This window comes from Novosphingobium sp. Gsoil 351, assembly GCF_009707465.1.
Taxonomy (GTDB): Bacteria; Pseudomonadota; Alphaproteobacteria; order Sphingomonadales; family Sphingomonadaceae; genus Novosphingobium.
The window spans coordinates 2,923,069-2,937,643 of record NZ_CP046120.1 but is presented as its reverse complement, the minus strand read 5'-3'; the positions used below and the strand labels follow the sequence as shown (position 1 = coordinate 2,937,643).

At 63.4% G+C, this 14,575-nt stretch carries 19 protein-coding genes; 12 read left to right on the top strand and 7 right to left on the bottom strand.

Features of this window, described 5'->3' with window-relative positions:
* The first annotated feature begins 14 nt into the window (after positions 1–14).
* The 5 genes from GKE62_RS14180 (at position 15) to GKE62_RS14160 (ending at position 3,210) form a co-directional block, all read left to right on the top strand.
* On the top strand, positions 15–326 hold the full coding sequence (locus tag GKE62_RS14180) for a hypothetical protein (protein WP_154692810.1): 312 nt from the start codon (positions 15–17) through the stop codon (positions 324–326).
* A 106-nt stretch (positions 327–432) separates the two neighbouring features.
* A complete protein-coding gene (locus GKE62_RS14175; protein ID WP_154692809.1) occupies positions 433–1,116 on the top strand; it encodes a response regulator transcription factor in 684 nt (227 codons plus the stop codon).
* Positions 1,117–1,129: 13 nt separating this feature from the next.
* Positions 1,130–2,506 carry a HAMP domain-containing sensor histidine kinase gene (locus tag GKE62_RS14170; RefSeq protein ID WP_230206712.1) on the top strand — a complete coding sequence of 459 codons (1,377 nt, stop codon included), beginning with the start codon at positions 1,130–1,132 and terminating at the stop codon, positions 2,504–2,506.
* 101 nt (positions 2,507–2,607) lie between these two features.
* The gene (locus GKE62_RS14165; protein WP_154692808.1) at positions 2,608–2,793 is read left to right on the top strand and encodes a hypothetical protein; all 186 of its coding nucleotides are present in this window, start codon (positions 2,608–2,610) and stop codon (positions 2,791–2,793) included.
* 126 nt (positions 2,794–2,919) lie between these two features.
* On the top strand, positions 2,920–3,210 hold the full coding sequence (locus GKE62_RS14160; protein ID WP_154692807.1) for a hypothetical protein: 291 nt from the start codon (positions 2,920–2,922) through the stop codon (positions 3,208–3,210).
* A 22-nt stretch (positions 3,211–3,232) separates the two neighbouring features.
* Here the strand turns inward: GKE62_RS14160 and GKE62_RS14155 are convergent, their stop codons facing one another.
* Positions 3,233–4,012, bottom strand: coding sequence for an SDR family NAD(P)-dependent oxidoreductase (locus GKE62_RS14155; RefSeq protein WP_154692806.1), 780 nt, complete (start codon positions 4,010–4,012; stop codon positions 3,233–3,235).
* Positions 4,013–4,107: 95 nt separating this feature from the next.
* On the opposite strand from GKE62_RS14155, the gene GKE62_RS14150 reads away from it, so the two are divergent.
* Positions 4,108–5,709 carry an acyl-CoA dehydrogenase family protein gene (locus GKE62_RS14150; protein ID WP_154692805.1) on the top strand — a complete coding sequence of 534 codons (1,602 nt, stop codon included), beginning with the start codon at positions 4,108–4,110 and terminating at the stop codon, positions 5,707–5,709.
* Positions 5,710–5,905: 196 nt separating this feature from the next.
* On the opposite strand, the gene GKE62_RS14145 is transcribed toward GKE62_RS14150, so the two are convergent.
* Together GKE62_RS14145 and GKE62_RS14140 are read right to left on the bottom strand one after the other, a co-directional pair.
* Positions 5,906–6,898 (bottom strand): aldo/keto reductase, encoded by a 993-nt coding sequence (locus GKE62_RS14145; RefSeq protein WP_154692804.1) that lies wholly within the window; start codon positions 6,896–6,898, stop codon positions 5,906–5,908.
* Positions 6,899–7,187: 289 nt separating this feature from the next.
* Entirely contained in the window at positions 7,188–7,412 is a 225-nt protein-coding gene (locus GKE62_RS14140) for a dodecin (RefSeq protein WP_154692803.1), read from the bottom strand.
* Positions 7,413–7,617: 205 nt separating this feature from the next.
* Here GKE62_RS14140 and GKE62_RS14135 point away from each other — a divergent pair, with 205 nt between their 5' ends.
* Positions 7,618–8,121 carry a MucR family transcriptional regulator gene (locus GKE62_RS14135; RefSeq protein WP_154692802.1) on the top strand — a complete coding sequence of 168 codons (504 nt, stop codon included), beginning with the start codon at positions 7,618–7,620 and terminating at the stop codon, positions 8,119–8,121.
* A 52-nt stretch (positions 8,122–8,173) separates the two neighbouring features.
* Here GKE62_RS14135 and GKE62_RS14130 read toward each other — a convergent pair whose 3' ends face one another.
* Positions 8,174–8,404 carry a hypothetical protein gene (locus GKE62_RS14130; protein WP_154692801.1) on the bottom strand — a complete coding sequence of 77 codons (231 nt, stop codon included), beginning with the start codon at positions 8,402–8,404 and terminating at the stop codon, positions 8,174–8,176.
* A gap of 194 nt (positions 8,405–8,598) precedes the next feature.
* Between GKE62_RS14130 and GKE62_RS14125 the strand changes: the two genes are divergently transcribed.
* Both GKE62_RS14125 and GKE62_RS14120 read left to right on the top strand, forming a co-directional pair.
* On the top strand, positions 8,599–8,742 hold the full coding sequence (locus GKE62_RS14125; RefSeq protein WP_195908410.1) for a hypothetical protein: 144 nt from the start codon (positions 8,599–8,601) through the stop codon (positions 8,740–8,742).
* Positions 8,743–9,070: 328 nt separating this feature from the next.
* Entirely contained in the window at positions 9,071–9,562 is a 492-nt protein-coding gene (locus tag GKE62_RS14120; RefSeq protein ID WP_230206711.1) for an RcnB family protein, read from the top strand.
* Between the two features lie 98 nt (positions 9,563–9,660).
* Here GKE62_RS14120 and GKE62_RS14115 read toward each other — a convergent pair whose 3' ends face one another.
* From GKE62_RS14115 to GKE62_RS14105, 3 genes are all read right to left on the bottom strand, one after another.
* A complete protein-coding gene (locus GKE62_RS14115; protein ID WP_154692798.1) occupies positions 9,661–9,819 on the bottom strand; it encodes a hypothetical protein in 159 nt (52 codons plus the stop codon).
* 1,938 nt (positions 9,820–11,757) lie between these two features.
* The gene (locus GKE62_RS14110) at positions 11,758–11,991 is read right to left on the bottom strand and encodes a hypothetical protein (RefSeq protein WP_154692797.1); all 234 of its coding nucleotides are present in this window, start codon (positions 11,989–11,991) and stop codon (positions 11,758–11,760) included.
* 558 nt (positions 11,992–12,549) lie between these two features.
* Entirely contained in the window at positions 12,550–12,714 is a 165-nt protein-coding gene (locus GKE62_RS14105; protein WP_154692796.1) for a hypothetical protein, read from the bottom strand.
* Between the two features lie 365 nt (positions 12,715–13,079).
* Here GKE62_RS14105 and GKE62_RS14100 point away from each other — a divergent pair, with 365 nt between their 5' ends.
* The 3 genes from GKE62_RS14100 to GKE62_RS18555 all read left to right on the top strand — a co-directional run bounded on the left by GKE62_RS14100 (position 13,080) and on the right by GKE62_RS18555 (position 14,422).
* Entirely contained in the window at positions 13,080–13,487 is a 408-nt protein-coding gene (locus GKE62_RS14100; protein WP_195908408.1) for a cytochrome c, read from the top strand.
* Between the two features lie 470 nt (positions 13,488–13,957).
* Entirely contained in the window at positions 13,958–14,263 is a 306-nt protein-coding gene (locus GKE62_RS14095; protein WP_154692794.1) for a hypothetical protein, read from the top strand.
* A 6-nt stretch (positions 14,264–14,269) separates the two neighbouring features.
* Positions 14,270–14,422, top strand: coding sequence for a hypothetical protein (locus GKE62_RS18555; RefSeq protein ID WP_195908407.1), 153 nt, complete (start codon positions 14,270–14,272; stop codon positions 14,420–14,422).
* Positions 14,423–14,575 lie beyond the last annotated feature (153 nt).

The following is a 14,575-nucleotide window of genomic DNA, read 5'->3' as shown; positions in this document are numbered from 1 at the left end:
GAAAGGATTCTGAGATGAAAATCGTATTGGCCGCCGCCATTGCCGCCCTGTTCGCGGGCGGCGCAGCGCAGGCGCAGACCCCGGCAGCAACGGGCGATAGCGACGTGCCCTCGTGCAGCCGCACCGTTACCGATCACTGCATCCAGCGCGGCGAAGCGATGCGCGCCGCTCCGGCGGCGCACCATCATGCGGCCATGCGCCACCACCACGCGGGCAAGGGCGCGATGAAGCGCCACCACCACCGCGCGGTCAGGCACGCGAAGGCCAGGCGTCAAGCGGCCCACGTCGCGCACCACTCCGCCCCCGCGGTCAAGCCCAAGGGCTGAACCTGCGAACCCTTTCGGGAGCGGGGCGGAAGCGCGCTTCCGCCCCGTCGGCTTGCCGCCTTCCGGCACCGTGCTATGCCCTCCTGACGCAACCTGGCGAGCGACGATGGGTCACAAGATACTGCTGATCGACGACGACGACGCCACCGCCGCGTACATCGTCAAGGGGCTGGCCGAGGAAGGCTTTATCGTCGACCGAGCCGACAATGGCCGCGACGGTTTCTTTCATGCCAGCGACGGCAGCTACGATGCGATCGTTCTCGACCGGATGCTGCCGGGGATGGACGGCATGGGCGTGCTGGGCGCCTTACGCGCCGCGGCGCTCGATACTCCGGTCCTGATCCTGTCGGCGCTCGCCACGGCCGAGGACCGCGTCGCCGGGCTGACCGCGGGATCCGACGACTACCTGGTCAAGCCGTTCGCGTTCGGTGAACTGCTCGCCCGGCTGCGCGCGCTGCTGCGCCGCGGCCGCAGCACTCCGGTCGAAACCCGGCTGCACTGCGGCGATCTCGAAATGGACCTGCTCAGCCGGAAGGTGAAGCGCGGGGGGCGCACGGTCGATCTCCAGCCGCGCGAGTTCCGCCTGCTCGAATACCTGCTGCGCCACGCCGGCCAGGTGGTTACTCGAACGATGCTGCTCGAGGGCGTGTGGGACTATCATTTCGATCCCGGCACCAACGTGATCGACGTCCATGTCAGCCGTTTGCGCCGCAAGATCGACGAGGGCGAGGGCAATGTGCTGCTGCACACTGTCCGCGGGGCCGGCTATCGGCTCGGCATCGGCGATTGAGGCAAGGTCGCTGATGCGCGTGTCGTGGCAGGGACTGGCGCGGTCCACCACGGTACGCCTGGTGGTGCTGGTGTTCGCCTGCCAGGTCGCAACGACCGCTGCGGTGTTGTGGTACGTAGGGTCGGCCAGCGAAACGGCGTTGACGCGCCAGGAACAGGCGACCGTGGGCGAGTTGAAGGACGAGCTCGTGAGCGCCTATGCGGCGGGCGGCCAGCCTAGGCTGATCGAGGAGATGAACGAGCGGCTGTCGTTCACCTTCGGACATACCGCAGTGCTGCTGCTGGTCGCGCCGGACGGCACGCGGCTTGCCGGGAACCTCGCGCGGTGGCCGCGCGGTACGGCGAACGATACGCCTTGGCGGGTCCTCACACTGTATCGCACGTCGAGCGTCACCGCGGAACGCATCGGGCTGACCGCGGTTACGCTGCCCGATGGTTCACGGCTCCTCGCAGGGCACGTCGTCGAGGGCACGCTCATACTCAACGATGTGGGCCGCTCGGCGCTGATCGGGGCGATGCTGCTAGCGGTGCCGCTGGCGCTGCTGATCGCGGTGTTCGTGGGACGGCTGATCGACCGCCGGATCTCGACGCTCGCCACCACCGTCGACGCGGTCAGCGCGGGCGACCTGTCGCGCCGCGTCCCCGCCGACGGCAGCGCCGACGCGTTCGACCGGCTGGCCCTGGGCGTCAACGCGATGCTGGCACGGATCGAGATGCTGGTCGGCGAACTGCGCACGGTGACCGACGCGCTGGCCCACGACTTGCGTTCGCCGGTGACGCGGATGAAGTCGGTGATCGAGGCCGCGCTGCGCGATGCGGACGACCCTGCCAACCGCCTGGCGCTCGGCCAAGTCGCCGAAGAGGCGGACATCGTTCTCGCGATGCTGACCACCGCGCTGACCATCAGCCGCGCCGAAGCGGGCATCGGGCGCGATCTGTTCGCGCCCACCGACGTCACCGCATTGCTGCGCGATGCCGCCGAGATCTATGGGCCCGTCGCGGAGGACAGCGGGTTCGCCCTGTCGGTCGGCGCGGTGCCGGAAGGAGCGTTCATGCTCCATCGCCAGTTGGTGAGTCAGGCGATTGGCAATCTCGTCGAAAACGCGATGAAGTACGCCGACGGCGGCAGCGCCATCGTCCTGTCGGCGGAGAGCGCGCCGACCGAGCTGCGCCTGATCGTCACCGACGACGGCATCGGCATTCCGGCCGAGCGCCGCGACGAAGCCCGCGCCCGCTTCCACCGGCTCGATCCGGCGCGGCACCTGCCGGGCTCGGGGCTGGGGCTGGCGCTGGTCGAGGCGGTCGCCCGGCTTCACGGTGGCTCGCTCGAACTGGCCGACAACCATCCCGGCCTCAGCGCCACGATCCGCCTGACCCGACTGGTTTCGTGAACTTTTCTTCAGACGTCCGCCACGCTGCCGATAGCGCGGGGCCTCTAGACGAGGTCGTGCCGGCCACACGGGGCGCGGCACGAAACCAGAGGAACCATTCGATGATCATTCGCACCGTTTTTGCCGGCCTCGCCGCCGCGACCCTGCTCGCCTCGCCCACGATCGCCTCCGCCACCGCGCACAAGATGGCCCCGACCAACGCCTGCAAGGGCCTGAAGGGCGCGAAGCTGAAGGACTGCAAGGCCCAGGCCAAGGCGACAAAGACCGCGGCCAAGCCAGCCGGCTGAGGTCGCTTCCGTTCTCCGGTCGCGGCAGGTGGGCCACGGGGCAAAGTCCCTTCGGCCCCGCAGGTGATTGCTGCACGGCCCCGCCGCCGCGGCCGGAGATCTCCCCCGGACCAATAGGAATTCGACATGATCCGCTCCATCCTGCTCGCGGGCGCCGCGCTGGCGCTCGCCGCCTCCCCGGCCATGGCCGCGACCACCACTCCGACCCACGCCGCCGCCCGCGCGGTTCCCGCCACCCCCGCCAAGCCCGCCACGCGCGCGGTACCCGCCAAGCCCGCCGCGCGCACGGCGAGCGCCGCCAAGCCGCGCGGCAAGTCGGGAATGGTCACCACCCGCCTCGCCAACGGCAAGAAGGTCACCTACGATTGCCACCTCGCGGGCAACCGGACCAAGGCGGCGTGCAAGGGCGCGATCTGACCGTCGGCGCTGTGCTGTCCGCTCAGCGCAGCGTCACCCGCGCGCTCTGCCCATCGTCGACGCGGATCACCGCCCCGGTGACGGCCTCTGACGCTGGGCCGACCAGATAGAGCAGCGTCGAATCGAGCAGCGCCGGATCGGGAATCCGCTTGCGCATCACATTGTCAGCCTGATTTCCGATCCGCTCGAACATCCCGTCGGTCATTTCGGTGACGAACATGCCCGGCGCGATGGCGTTTACGTTGATGTCGTAGCCCGCCCACTCGACGCTGAGCGTCTCGGTCATCCGCGCGATCGCGGTCTTGGTCACCGCATAGAGCGCCGCGCCGCCGCCGCTGTAGCCATAGTGCGCGGTCGAGCTGATGTTGACGATCCGCCCCGGCCTCTTCGCGGCGATCAACCGGCGCGCGACATCGGTGGCGAGCAGCCACGGCGCGCGCAAATTAACCCCGATCACCCGATCGACCAGCTCCAGGCTCATCTTGTGGGCGCGCTGGGCGTCGGGGATGCCGGCGTTGTTGACCAGGATGTCGACCGTGCCGAACGCCGCCTCGGCGGCATCCACGGCGCGGGTCAGGCTGGCGGCGTCGGTGGCGTCCATTTCCACCGCCAGCGCATTCGGGCCGATCTCGGCGGCAAGAGCATCGAGCCGGTCCTTGCGCCGAGCGCATAGCACGACCTTGGCGCCCTTGGCGGCGAGCACTCGCGCGAAGCGCTCGCCAAAGCCCGACGACGCCCCGGTGACCAGGGCGACGCGTCCAGCCAGGTCGGTCGAGTAGTAGGGAAGCGGATAGTCGCTCATCGGGCAGCTCCGGCAGTCTCATCCAAAATCACGATTGCTATGAACCAATCGGTCCTGCTTGGCATCCCGTCGAAATTGCTCGCGAAGGGAAGCGCATGAATACAGTCGGGTCTGCGGTCGTGGCGGCGACGCGTTATGCTCAGGCGGCCCTGGAGGCCTTGCGCGAGCGGCTCGCCGGTTCCAGTCTCGATGCCGAGCAGCATGCCGCGCACGGCTATGCCTGGATCGCAACCGCCGCTGCGTCGCTCGAGGCGCTGGCCGCGTGGCACGAGGGGGTGGAGGCTCCGTCCGAGGTCGACGACCTGGTCCTCACGATCGGTTTCGGCGAGACGCTCGCGCAACTGGCCGGCGGGATCGCGATGGGCCAGAACGAGATCGTCCGGCCCATCGCTCTGGGACTGGAAGACTGCGCCAACGAGCTCGCGACCAACCCCGAGGTTCGGACCCTGATCGTCGAGGGGAACGCGGCACCGGCTCGCGCGCGGCTGGTTTCGCTCCTCCGCAGCGGCGCCACGGTCTCCGCATCCTTCGGCGACCCGATACTCGATACGATCCGCGATCAGTACCATCGCTTCACCGAAGAGCGGATCGTCCCCCACGCGCACCGCTGGCACCTCGCCAACGCTCTGATTCCCGACGATCTGGTCGCGGCGATGGCCGAGATGGGGACGTTCGGGGTGTGCATTCCCGAGGAATTCGGCGGGCTTGGCCTGGGCAAGCTGGTGATGTGCATCGTCACCGAAGAGCTGTCGCGCGGGTGGATCGGCACCGGCTCGCTCGGCACCCGCTCGGAGATCGCCGGTGAGCTGATCATGCTGGGCGGCACGCCTGAGCAAAAGGCGCATTGGCTGCCGCGAATCGCCAGCGGAGAGACCCTGCCGACGGCGGTGTTCACCGAGCCCGACACCGGATCGGACATGGCCAGCCTGACCACCCGCGCCACCCGCACGGCCGACGGCGGCTGGCGGATCGACGGCGCCAAGACCTGGATCACCCACGCCGCGCGCGCCGATCTGATGACGCTGATGGCGCGGACCACGTCCGACAAGGGCTATGCCGGGCTTTCGCTACTGCTGGTGCCCAAACAGCGCGGCAACGCGGCCGATGCCTTTCCGGACGCGGGCCTGAGCGGTAGCGAGATCGAAGTACTGGGCTATCGCGGGATGCGCGAATACGCGCTCCAGTTCGATGGCTTCGCAGCCCCCTCCGACGCGCTGCTCGGCGGCCGCGAGGGTGCCGGGTTCAAGCAGCTTATGCAGACCTTCGAAGGCGCACGGATCCAGACCGCGGCGCGCGCGGTCGGGGTCGGTCGCCGGGCGTTTGAACTGGCCTTTCGCTACGCTTGCGACCGCACGCAGTTCGGTCGCCCCATCCTCGAATTTCCGCGCGTCGCCGATAAGCTGGCGATGATGCAGGTCGATCTCATCATGGCCCGCGAGCTGACTTATGCCGCGGCGCGGACCAAGGACATGGGTCGCCGTTGCGACATCGAAGCGGGAATGGCCAAGCTTCTCGCGACACGCGCCGCCTGGACAGCCGCAGACGCAGCCCTCCAGATTCACGGTGGAAACGGCTACGCGCTCGAATACGAGATCAGCCGAGTGCTGTGCGACGCGCGCATCCTCAACATCTTCGAAGGCGCGGCGGAAATCCAGGCGCAGGTGATCGCGCGGGGCAAGCTGCAGGGGCGCAACTGACGCAAGGGCTGGTACCAGGATTAGCCTTTGGGCGACCGGATTGGGGTTGCGATATCGTCGGACCTTGGCATCCGCTCTCGCGCAGGCGAAGCTGTCGGGGTCTAAGCGATGACGGTGGGATCACGCCGCTTGCATCCGAGGCGGAGATAGCCGTGCGAAGCGGCGAGAGCGCCATCCTTCCCGGCGAACATTCTCGTCAGAGTTTCACCCGCGCCATGCCGCCTTTGGAATAGCGCGGGCCGGCCGTTCCTCCGCTCGGTGCTGCGGCTTCGATTGCCGCCAGGTCATCACTGCCGAGCCTTACGTCGGGTGCAGCGGCACTGTCTCTTAATGTCTCGGAGCGCTTGACGCCCGGTATGGGGACGATGTCGTCGCCCTGAGCAAGCAGCCAGGCCAGCGCGATCTGGGCGTTCGACACGCCATGACGGTCGGCCACCGCGGCAATGGCATCGACGATGGCAAGGTTCCTGGGCATGTTCTCCGGCGAATAGCGAGGATCGTTGCGACGCCAGTCATCGGTCGGAAGGTCGTCCAAGCTGCGGATGCCGCCCGCGAGAAAACCTCGCCCCAGCGGGCTGTATGGCACGAATCCGATGCCGTTTTCGCGGCACGCGGCGAGGATGTCGCCCTCTACGTCGCGCTCCCAGATCGAGTACTCGCTCTGCAGCGCAGCGATCGGGTGCACCTTGGCCGCACGGCGCACCGTATCCGCGGCAGCTTCGGACAGGCCCAGGAATCGGACCTTACCTTCCTTGACCAGTTCCGCCATGCCCCCGAGCGTCTCCTCAATCGGCACATTGGGATCGACCCGGTGTTGGTAGAACAGGTCAATCGTTTCGATGCCGAGGCGTTTGAGAGAACCCTCGCAAGCGCGACGTGCGTTTTCGGGACTGCCATCGAGGCCAGTCGGCGTGGTTCCATCCCAACGCATCGCGAACTTGGTGGCGATCACCAGCCCCTCACGCTTGCCTTTGATCGCTGCTCCAACAAGCTCCTCGTTGCTGAAGGGGCCGTACATCTCCGCAGTGTCGAAGAAGGTGATGCCAAGCTCGATCGCTTCGTGGATCGTGCGTGTCGACACGTCATCGTCCGCGCTACCGTAGTTGATGTTGCCGTCGCGGATCATCGGCATGCAGCCAATACCGATTGCCGAAACCGTGAGGTCCTGACCCAGCGTGCGGTATTTCATGTTCAAACTCCTGCGGATGCACCCTGCTATCCTTCGCAGCCATGGCAGGCAAACGGTAGTGACCGGCCTGCGCTCGCGTTTGCCCGCACTCGTTAGCCTGATATGAGTGGTGCACGAGGCCTGGCAGCGGATAACTTGCCGAGATTGGCAGCATCAATAGGGCGAGTGGGGGATCGCCTGAGCCGCAAATCCGCCTCGATGCGCATAAGAGACTTAGGACTACATGGCGCGCCACAAAGTCCCCAGCGAACCGGTCTCAGCGTTCGCAATTCCCATATCAATCGTTGGACTATCCCTGTCTGGCCGAGCCCTCCAAAGTAAATCCGATTTTCATGGCTACTTGAAAGTGATCAATCTTGCCATCTGCGACATGCCCGCGGGTTTCAACGACCTGAAACCATCCGATGTTGCGCAAACTGTGCGAGGCTCTGGTGATCCCTCGCTGGATCGCATCCTCGATGCTGGAAGTGGAAGTGCCAACGATCTCGACGACCTTGTAGACGTGCTGTTCCATGTCCCGCTCCTTTTTCGCAGCCTCTCGACCCGGTTTATCCTTACAGCAATCTTCGCCGATACTCGCCCCATGAAGGCTGATTTGTCGCTCGATTGCGTCGTGAAGAATTCGCTAAACTTGCGGCCAGCATATTTGCCAGCGGTGAGCGTGTTGACGATCTGCTTTATCGACCTACAGATCGCGCAAGCAATTGGAGGAATATGAGATGGACGAAACCAGCACCGCGACCAGTTCAACCGAACTTGCCGCCGAGCTCACCATGGCCTGGCTCTCCAATCCCAACACCAAGGTCGATGCAGGCGAGGTCGCTGGTGTACTGCGTCAGATGCACGACGCGGTGAAGAGCCTGTTGGAACCACTAACCGATGCTTTGCCAGAGGCCCCAGAATTCACCCCGGCGGTTTCGGTGCGCAAATCACTTGCGTCGAAGGACCACATTATCTCGCTGATCGATGGCAAACCCTACAAGACGCTGCGTCGGCATCTCTCGGGTCAAGGGCTGACACCCGACGAATACCGCGCTCGTTATGGGCTCAAACCCGACTACCCGATGGTGTCCGAGAGCTATTCTCAGGTCCGACGCGACATGGCGAAAAAGATCGGGCTCGGGCGCAAGCCGCCTACCAAGGCGGGAACCAAGGCCAAGCCAGCTGCGCCAGCGCCCGTCGAGAAGCCAGCGCGGCGTGGAAGGCCCAAGAAAAGCACCTAAGCGTACCCGGCGGCGGTAAGACGAGAGAATAGGATACCGACCAATGGCCCGCTCAGAGCAGAGCATGGATGCCCGGGAAGACCCCTTCTCGCTGACGGTCGATCAGTATGGCCGCCTTTGGTTGCATACCAAGCTGGATGGCATGGAGGTTGAGATTGACCTCGCCGAAAAGGATCGGGCATTTGAGATCATGGCTATCGCGATGACCGAGGCTGGCTTTGAGCATCAGAATGTGCCCCCGGTTCACGATGGCGAAGCTGACAATGACGATCAGATCGGCCAATAGAAAAGCCACAACTCAGGCACTCCCCATCAGCTGATTTGCCCGGATCAGGCAGCTTGTGGGCAAGGTTCGGGACGATAGACCCTGACCACCGTGCGGGCCTAGGGGTCGCCGGTATTGAACGAAAATGAGGGCGGTCAATGTTTCGTGGGGGTGGGCTTGGGCTTTCGGTACTGGCCGACGCGTCATTCGCCGTGGCCAAGTATGCGATGGAGCGCGATCCCGGCAAGCCGCTTCGCAACTGCGAGTCCGGCGATGGCATGCGTACCTGCGAGCTTTCGATCGCCGAGCAGAGGACAGTGATACTGGCGTTAAATGATCCGCCAGAAGAGAAATGAACCCTGGTCGGTTGCTACTACTTTCTACGAAATAGGCGGCCATCAATTCGGAGAATCCGTCTCTCGTCCAGCTGAGTTCGCCTCCGCCCGGCCACTTGATACAAAATTTAATTTTCACTCCCGAAAGCCCTGTGTTCTGCCGTTCAGGAGTTTCTTCGCCTTGTCTCGGCTTCCCCCAATCCGAAGGGCGGCGGAACTTGAGGCCGCGGCGGTGAGTTAACCTGAGTACGATGGTCGCATGGACAGTTAGTTCAGGATAGATATGTTGAAATCTAAATTCCTTGGCGCGGTTGCAGCGCTTGCCACGATAAGCGGCGCGTTCGCCGCAATGCCGGCTGCCGCGCAGTCGCGCTATGACGACAATCGCAGTGGCTATACCACAGCCTACGACCGCGATCACAACGGCTACGATGATCGGTACGACCGGGACCGCAACGGCTACGACGATCGGTATGATCGCAACCGCGACGGCTACGACGACCGATACGATCGTAATCGCGATGGCTATGACGACCGCTACCAGGGGCGGAATCAGCGTGGTCAGCAATGGCGCTATTACGGCGGAAACTATGGCTACAACGGCTACAATGGCCGGTGGCGCACAGGCCAACGCTATCCCTACTACAACCAGGGCGGCTATGTGCTCAACGACTACGGTCGCTACGGACTGCCCGCGCCGCGCCACGGCTACCGCTATTACCGTGACAACAACGGGGACGTGGTCATGGCGGCGATTGCAAGCGGCGTGATCGGGCTAATCATCACCGGAGCGCTCAACGGCAGCGACCGCAATGATCGTGGCTATCGTCGCGGTTATTGATCACAGAGAATGACGAAGGGCCCTCGCAGCGCGGGGGCCTTTCAGCTTTTAGCATTCCGCGCCGACAACTTGGGTCAACATTCCAAGTTCGAATTGGCTCAACGATCGATCGCAAAAGCTTCCCTGGCGAATGTCGCAACTTCAACTGGCTTGCGTAGCATCTTGTCGACCTCGGCGGCGTGCATCTCGTCGGCATAAATCAGCTGCCGACTGTGCTCCTCGAGCATTACTGAGCGGCCGTCGACGGTGCCCAGCAATTCGCGATACAGCGCCAGTGCGTGGCCCTCGGTCTGCGTCGATTTGCGCGGGTGCCACCCTGTAACTGCGCCTACGCGCCAAACTGGATTGCGGCTTAATTTGGATGTGGCTCGGATGCCCGAGCGACCTGAAATCTTTAAATCCTAACCCTGTCCTTTCACCCTCGCTTAGCGCGCGAACTCCAACTTGCCAGTGCGACCCTGAGTAGGACTAACCCCCGGCCCTTCCCCCAAGGAGGCCGGGGGCCTTTCCGGGATCGTTACCGAGAGGATCGCAGCAATGATATTCACTACGACTTGGTTCGCAGGCGATGACGCGATCAGCTCTGAGCAGGTCGGCAGTCTTGCCGCGGCACGTGACATTGCCCGCTCGAAGTTGATGGCACTCAAACTCCGTTGGGGCGCGACACACGTTGAAGTCCGTGCGGATAGCGGTGCTCTGCTGTTCAGTTCCGACGCGGGCATGGGAGCCGCTTGCGCCCGGCGCCCCGCCCTGGCTGCGCAGCTTGTGAAGCGTTGGTCTATGCCAAATTCGACGCCTGCCTGAGGCGAACGCGCCCGTCGCCGAGCTTGGTCCATCGCAAGCCGCTTAACGAATCGTTCCTGCTACGTTCTCAAGAGCGGATGGTCCCTACCCGCCCCACGCGCGCAACCGTTTCCCGGCTTGCGCTTCTGGCGATCGACACACTTGATGGGGCGTTGCGTGAAGCAAACGCGGGGCCTGTGGAACGAACCGTCTTGCACAAGCTGGCGCTGGCCTACTTGCTGGTGGCCGGGGTTACTGCTCCGCCGCAAGCGTCCAGCCTATGGAGGATGCTTGGGCACGAGGGCGTCTATGCGCAGAGGAGCTGCCGCCAATCCCACGGCGGTGTCATGCTTGATGGAATGCGGAAACGGGCGAAGGCGATCGCGGAACGGTGATCTATGTCGAGACCGCCAGCAATGTCGCCAAGCTGCCGGATTTGATCAAGACGCCGAGGCTGCGGATAGCCTGGACCTGATCGCGGTAGGCTTGGCAGAGGCGGACTTATGGAGCCAAGGCAGTGGTCCGACGGGAAAGGAGACAACCCGCCGGGTCGCCGCCTTTATGCGCCATTAACTAACCTTCGTTAAGGGCCCGTCGCGTCAGTCCGAGGAGCACGCGTTGATCCAGATGTTCAGGGCACCTGCCAGATCCCTTGTTCGTTGCCTGTATGCGCCAAGCGCAAGGCAGATGTGTCCCACGCACCTCGACGAGCTTCGCCAGTATTGGTCGAACCTGAACCTTGAGCTGGCCGAGCAGCCGCAGGCCGGAATTGGTGGGCGGGGGTTGGCAAAATAGGCGACGCAGGCTTGCTGAAATTGTCGGAGCGCGCACAGTGGGTAGGATCGAGGGCAGCCGCCCCAGCACCGCCTCAACCGCGACTCCAGGCACCGGTCGCGCCAGCGCCCAAGCCCGCATGAAATCGACGGCGGCTTTACCTGGATCAAGGACAATCGCTTCCAAAGGGTGCATCGCCAGTTGGCGACGACCCACCCCCCAACTTGATTAGTCGTCGTAGCGGTTCTTCCCCCGCTTCTAGGCCCCGGCCCGAAAGGGCTGGGGCCTCTTCTTGGCATGGGAACCGGGCCGCAGTCAGTGAGTCATCATGAGGTCCGACCGTTGCCAGTGTCACTTCGGTTGAACGCCCGGCCCTTGGGTCGCAACACTGCCGGGGCACGCGTGGGCGGTTGAGGTACGTGAAACACCTCAGCCGCCTTCGCAGCAAGTGGCTCACACTGGTCTATTGATAGCGTTGCCTGCGCGGCGAAATGGGACACAATGCCGATGCGAGTTGGCGATTGCGACCCGACCGATTCGTCCGGAACCCCTGCCCGAAACGGCAGGGGTTTTGCGTTGGGCGGTCGTGCAACGGCAGTGCTTGTGTCAATGTGCTGATTGCTGCGGGCCCTTGCCGATCAGCAGAGGCATCGAACCTTGAATGACTTGAGCATGTGCTCGAGAACGGGTTCGTACAGATGCTCCTCGAATGCGAGCCCAGCACGTCCCTCGTCGATCCACAGCACGCGTGCTGGTAGATAGCGCAGTCCAGGCATTCTGAGCAGGATTCGGTCGCCATCGCGAACGGAAAGGGTGCACTTGTCGATCATGCAACCGGCCATGGTCAACTCGACCACGTCCACCGCGTTCACGAAACCGGTCCGTGAACGCAGTCGGGAGACTAGCGCGCACCTCTGCTCATCGACTTTGCGGGAAGCTACCTGTCCCACTGCTCCGCCCATCTCCTGGCCTGCGTTTGCCGAGGTGACTATAGCGATCCTTGCCTAATCCCGTTCCAAAGCCTGTGCTCTGTCCCGGACTACCGAGTATGCTTTCGATACAGGCCTAACAGGGAGTCTTAGCCTGCGGGAAACCTTGACGACGAGCGTGCGGACAAAGTCGCGCTTGCCCGAGAGACTGCCGCAGGCTGAGCGATTTCCAGCTACCATTGAGGGCAGATGAGGCGTAATGTCGGCGAGACAGAATGGGAGGCGATCATGATCGCTGGTAGGCCGTTCACCTCACTCGCATCAGTGATTTTCGCGGCAATTGCGGCGGCTTGGCCCTCAGCGCTGCGCAAGCCGTTGTCCGCGGGTAGGATTTACCAAAACGCCGCGGTAAGTCGCAAGAATGTCGGGCGGTCAAGGCATCCTTGGGCCGGAACCTGCACCAAAGTTTGTCGAACGGTGACGTAGGTCCAGCCTGCAGTGTCAGCGACCTTGAGGTGTCCTTTCGCGCCGACGATCCAGGTAGGGCACGACCTGTTCCCCAGGCTTAATCCAACGCACCGCCTCTTCTTGCGTATCCAGCACGATCGGAGCGCCAGCATCGTTGCAGAGCGGTTTACCTTCGATGTCGATGACGATGTACGGCATTATTATCAAAGAAAACCCCCGCCGAAGCGAGGGTCTAGGTTGTTTGGGAAGGGGTGATTCAAGTCCCGGCCCGCAGCGTATTTTGGCAACACTTGCGCCGCGTGCAAGCCTGTTAAGGTCTCAAACCTGTACAATTTGCCGACGCGCCGTGGTGGCTAGACCTCTACTCGATTGCCTTCCCGACGCTCTTGAGCGCGGCTTCGGTGAGCGATGATGGTTGAGCGCAGCGCGGCGGCATCGATCGCGTCCTGACCCTCGGGTGCGGATGGACCTATACGGCCGACGAAGAGGTCCGCACCAACGATTGGCCCGATATTCTGGCTGTCTCGCTTGCCCTGACAACATCGGCTGTTACACCGACGCGATTGGCGGGGACCCGCCCTCCCGAAAGGCTGACCATGTCATTTTTCCGTCCGTTATTCGCGATGTCCGCGACCTTGTTGGGCGCGTGCGGACACGCCGGGGACAGTCGCCCCGGTTCAACGTCGACTGCCGACTTGGGCAACCTCAATCAAATGCAGGTGACGCGCGGGCTTTCGTTCGTTGAAGCGCAATGTAGCGGATGCCACTCGGTGCGCCCAGGAATCGAGCCGCCCAATCCGCAAGCACCGAGTTTCGTGGCAGTCGCGAACGACATGGAGTTCAATCAAAGTACTCTACGCGCGTTCTTTCGCGATGGGCACGAGACACCGGATGCGATGTCTATCAAACTCGACGAGGACGAAGCAGAGATCGCGGCAGCTTATATTATGTCGCTTCGCTCACCACGCTAACCCGCCTGAAGTCAGGGTATTCAACCTTCAGCCTATGCGATGGCCGCCGCTGAAAGCACGCATAAGCCCGCCGTGCGGCGAGTTACCTTTTTCCGGTCGCCCCGCTCCACCGCGCTTGACGAATAAGCGGTCGAGATTGGATCGGCTGCTATGGCCAGCGCCGGGCGCAGAACTCAGGACGGGTCAGCGATAATGAGCCTGTACCAATACGCGTGCTAATGCGCGCCATGGTCAAGGCAATGGTCGTTCAGGGCGTCGCCTGGGCCTTCGAGAATCGATATTGCCTCGACTCACCGCCGGGTAGAGCTTCACCCGGCGACCCTCCTGACCCTCGCTTCGGCGGGGGTTTTTTAACCGAGTGGCGTTTTCACGAACCGGCCAATCACCGCGAGCCAGCGTGGATCAGCCCCGCCGACTTTACGATGCGTTAACCATCATAAATTAAAGGAAGCTGGACAAGGGGACCAACAATGCTCGCAGAAAACATCCTTTCGAGCGTGTGCGAGATGATCGATCTTGCAGCCGACGATGGACGCATACCCGCCGGGGCTTTCGGTCTGATTCATGGGGCGTCCACTACACTTCGCGACGAGCGCGCTGCGGACGAAACCTTGAGGGCTACCGAAGACCTCTCCGTCGCGCTGTTACGTTTGGAATGGGCTCTCCGCAAGCGCGATGCCGAGGCCACCGAAATCGCGCGCGAGAGGCTTCGCTCGATCCGGTCGAAGTTGGCCGACAGCCTGAGCGAAGCAGACTGGCAACCGTCGCCCTGCTAATGCGTGATGATCCGCTTCATCTCCTTCCTGGTCATTGTCGCCGCCGTGTGGATGTGGAGCGCAGGTGAATCTCCCCGATCGCTGCTTCACCGCGGGCAGCAGTATATGGCTGTGAGGAGTGCCCATCTCGCCGGTGAGAGCAACGACTGGGGAAATTGATCCGCGGCAATGGCCCCGCCGAGACCCGCGTCTTGTCGATCCTGCGCCGCTTCGGCAGGGTTTTCTTTAGCAGAGCAACGGCGAGCAGGCGGGCGTTTTCATGATGCTCTCGCTCCGCGGAGGGGTATGATTGCGCAGGGTCTCCAATCAAGG

Excerpts from the sequence above, each read along its gene's own strand:
- GKE62_RS14180 (WP_154692810.1), top strand. The coding sequence starts at position 15 with ATGAAAATCGTATTGGCCGCCGCCATTGCCGCCCTGTTCGCGGGCGGC.
- GKE62_RS14175 (WP_154692809.1), top strand. The coding sequence starts at position 433 with ATGGGTCACAAGATACTGCTGATCGACGACGACGACGCCACCGCCGCG.
- GKE62_RS14170 (WP_230206712.1), top strand. The coding sequence starts at position 1,130 with ATGCGCGTGTCGTGGCAGGGACTGGCGCGGTCCACCACGGTACGCCTG.
- GKE62_RS14165 (WP_154692808.1), top strand. The coding sequence starts at position 2,608 with ATGATCATTCGCACCGTTTTTGCCGGCCTCGCCGCCGCGACCCTGCTC.
- GKE62_RS14160 (WP_154692807.1), top strand. The coding sequence starts at position 2,920 with ATGATCCGCTCCATCCTGCTCGCGGGCGCCGCGCTGGCGCTCGCCGCC.
- GKE62_RS14155 (WP_154692806.1), bottom strand. The coding sequence starts at position 4,012 with ATGAGCGACTATCCGCTTCCCTACTACTCGACCGACCTGGCTGGACGC.
- GKE62_RS14150 (WP_154692805.1), top strand. The coding sequence starts at position 4,108 with ATGAATACAGTCGGGTCTGCGGTCGTGGCGGCGACGCGTTATGCTCAG.
- GKE62_RS14145 (WP_154692804.1), bottom strand. The coding sequence starts at position 6,898 with ATGAAATACCGCACGCTGGGTCAGGACCTCACGGTTTCGGCAATCGGT.
- GKE62_RS14140 (WP_154692803.1), bottom strand. The coding sequence starts at position 7,412 with ATGGAACAGCACGTCTACAAGGTCGTCGAGATCGTTGGCACTTCCACT.
- GKE62_RS14135 (WP_154692802.1), top strand. The coding sequence starts at position 7,618 with ATGGACGAAACCAGCACCGCGACCAGTTCAACCGAACTTGCCGCCGAG.
- GKE62_RS14120 (WP_230206711.1), top strand. The coding sequence starts at position 9,071 with ATGCCGGCTGCCGCGCAGTCGCGCTATGACGACAATCGCAGTGGCTAT.
- GKE62_RS14105 (WP_154692796.1), bottom strand. The coding sequence starts at position 12,714 with ATGCCGTACATCGTCATCGACATCGAAGGTAAACCGCTCTGCAACGAT.
- GKE62_RS14095 (WP_154692794.1), top strand. The coding sequence starts at position 13,958 with ATGCTCGCAGAAAACATCCTTTCGAGCGTGTGCGAGATGATCGATCTT.
- GKE62_RS18555 (WP_195908407.1), top strand. The coding sequence starts at position 14,270 with ATGATCCGCTTCATCTCCTTCCTGGTCATTGTCGCCGCCGTGTGGATG.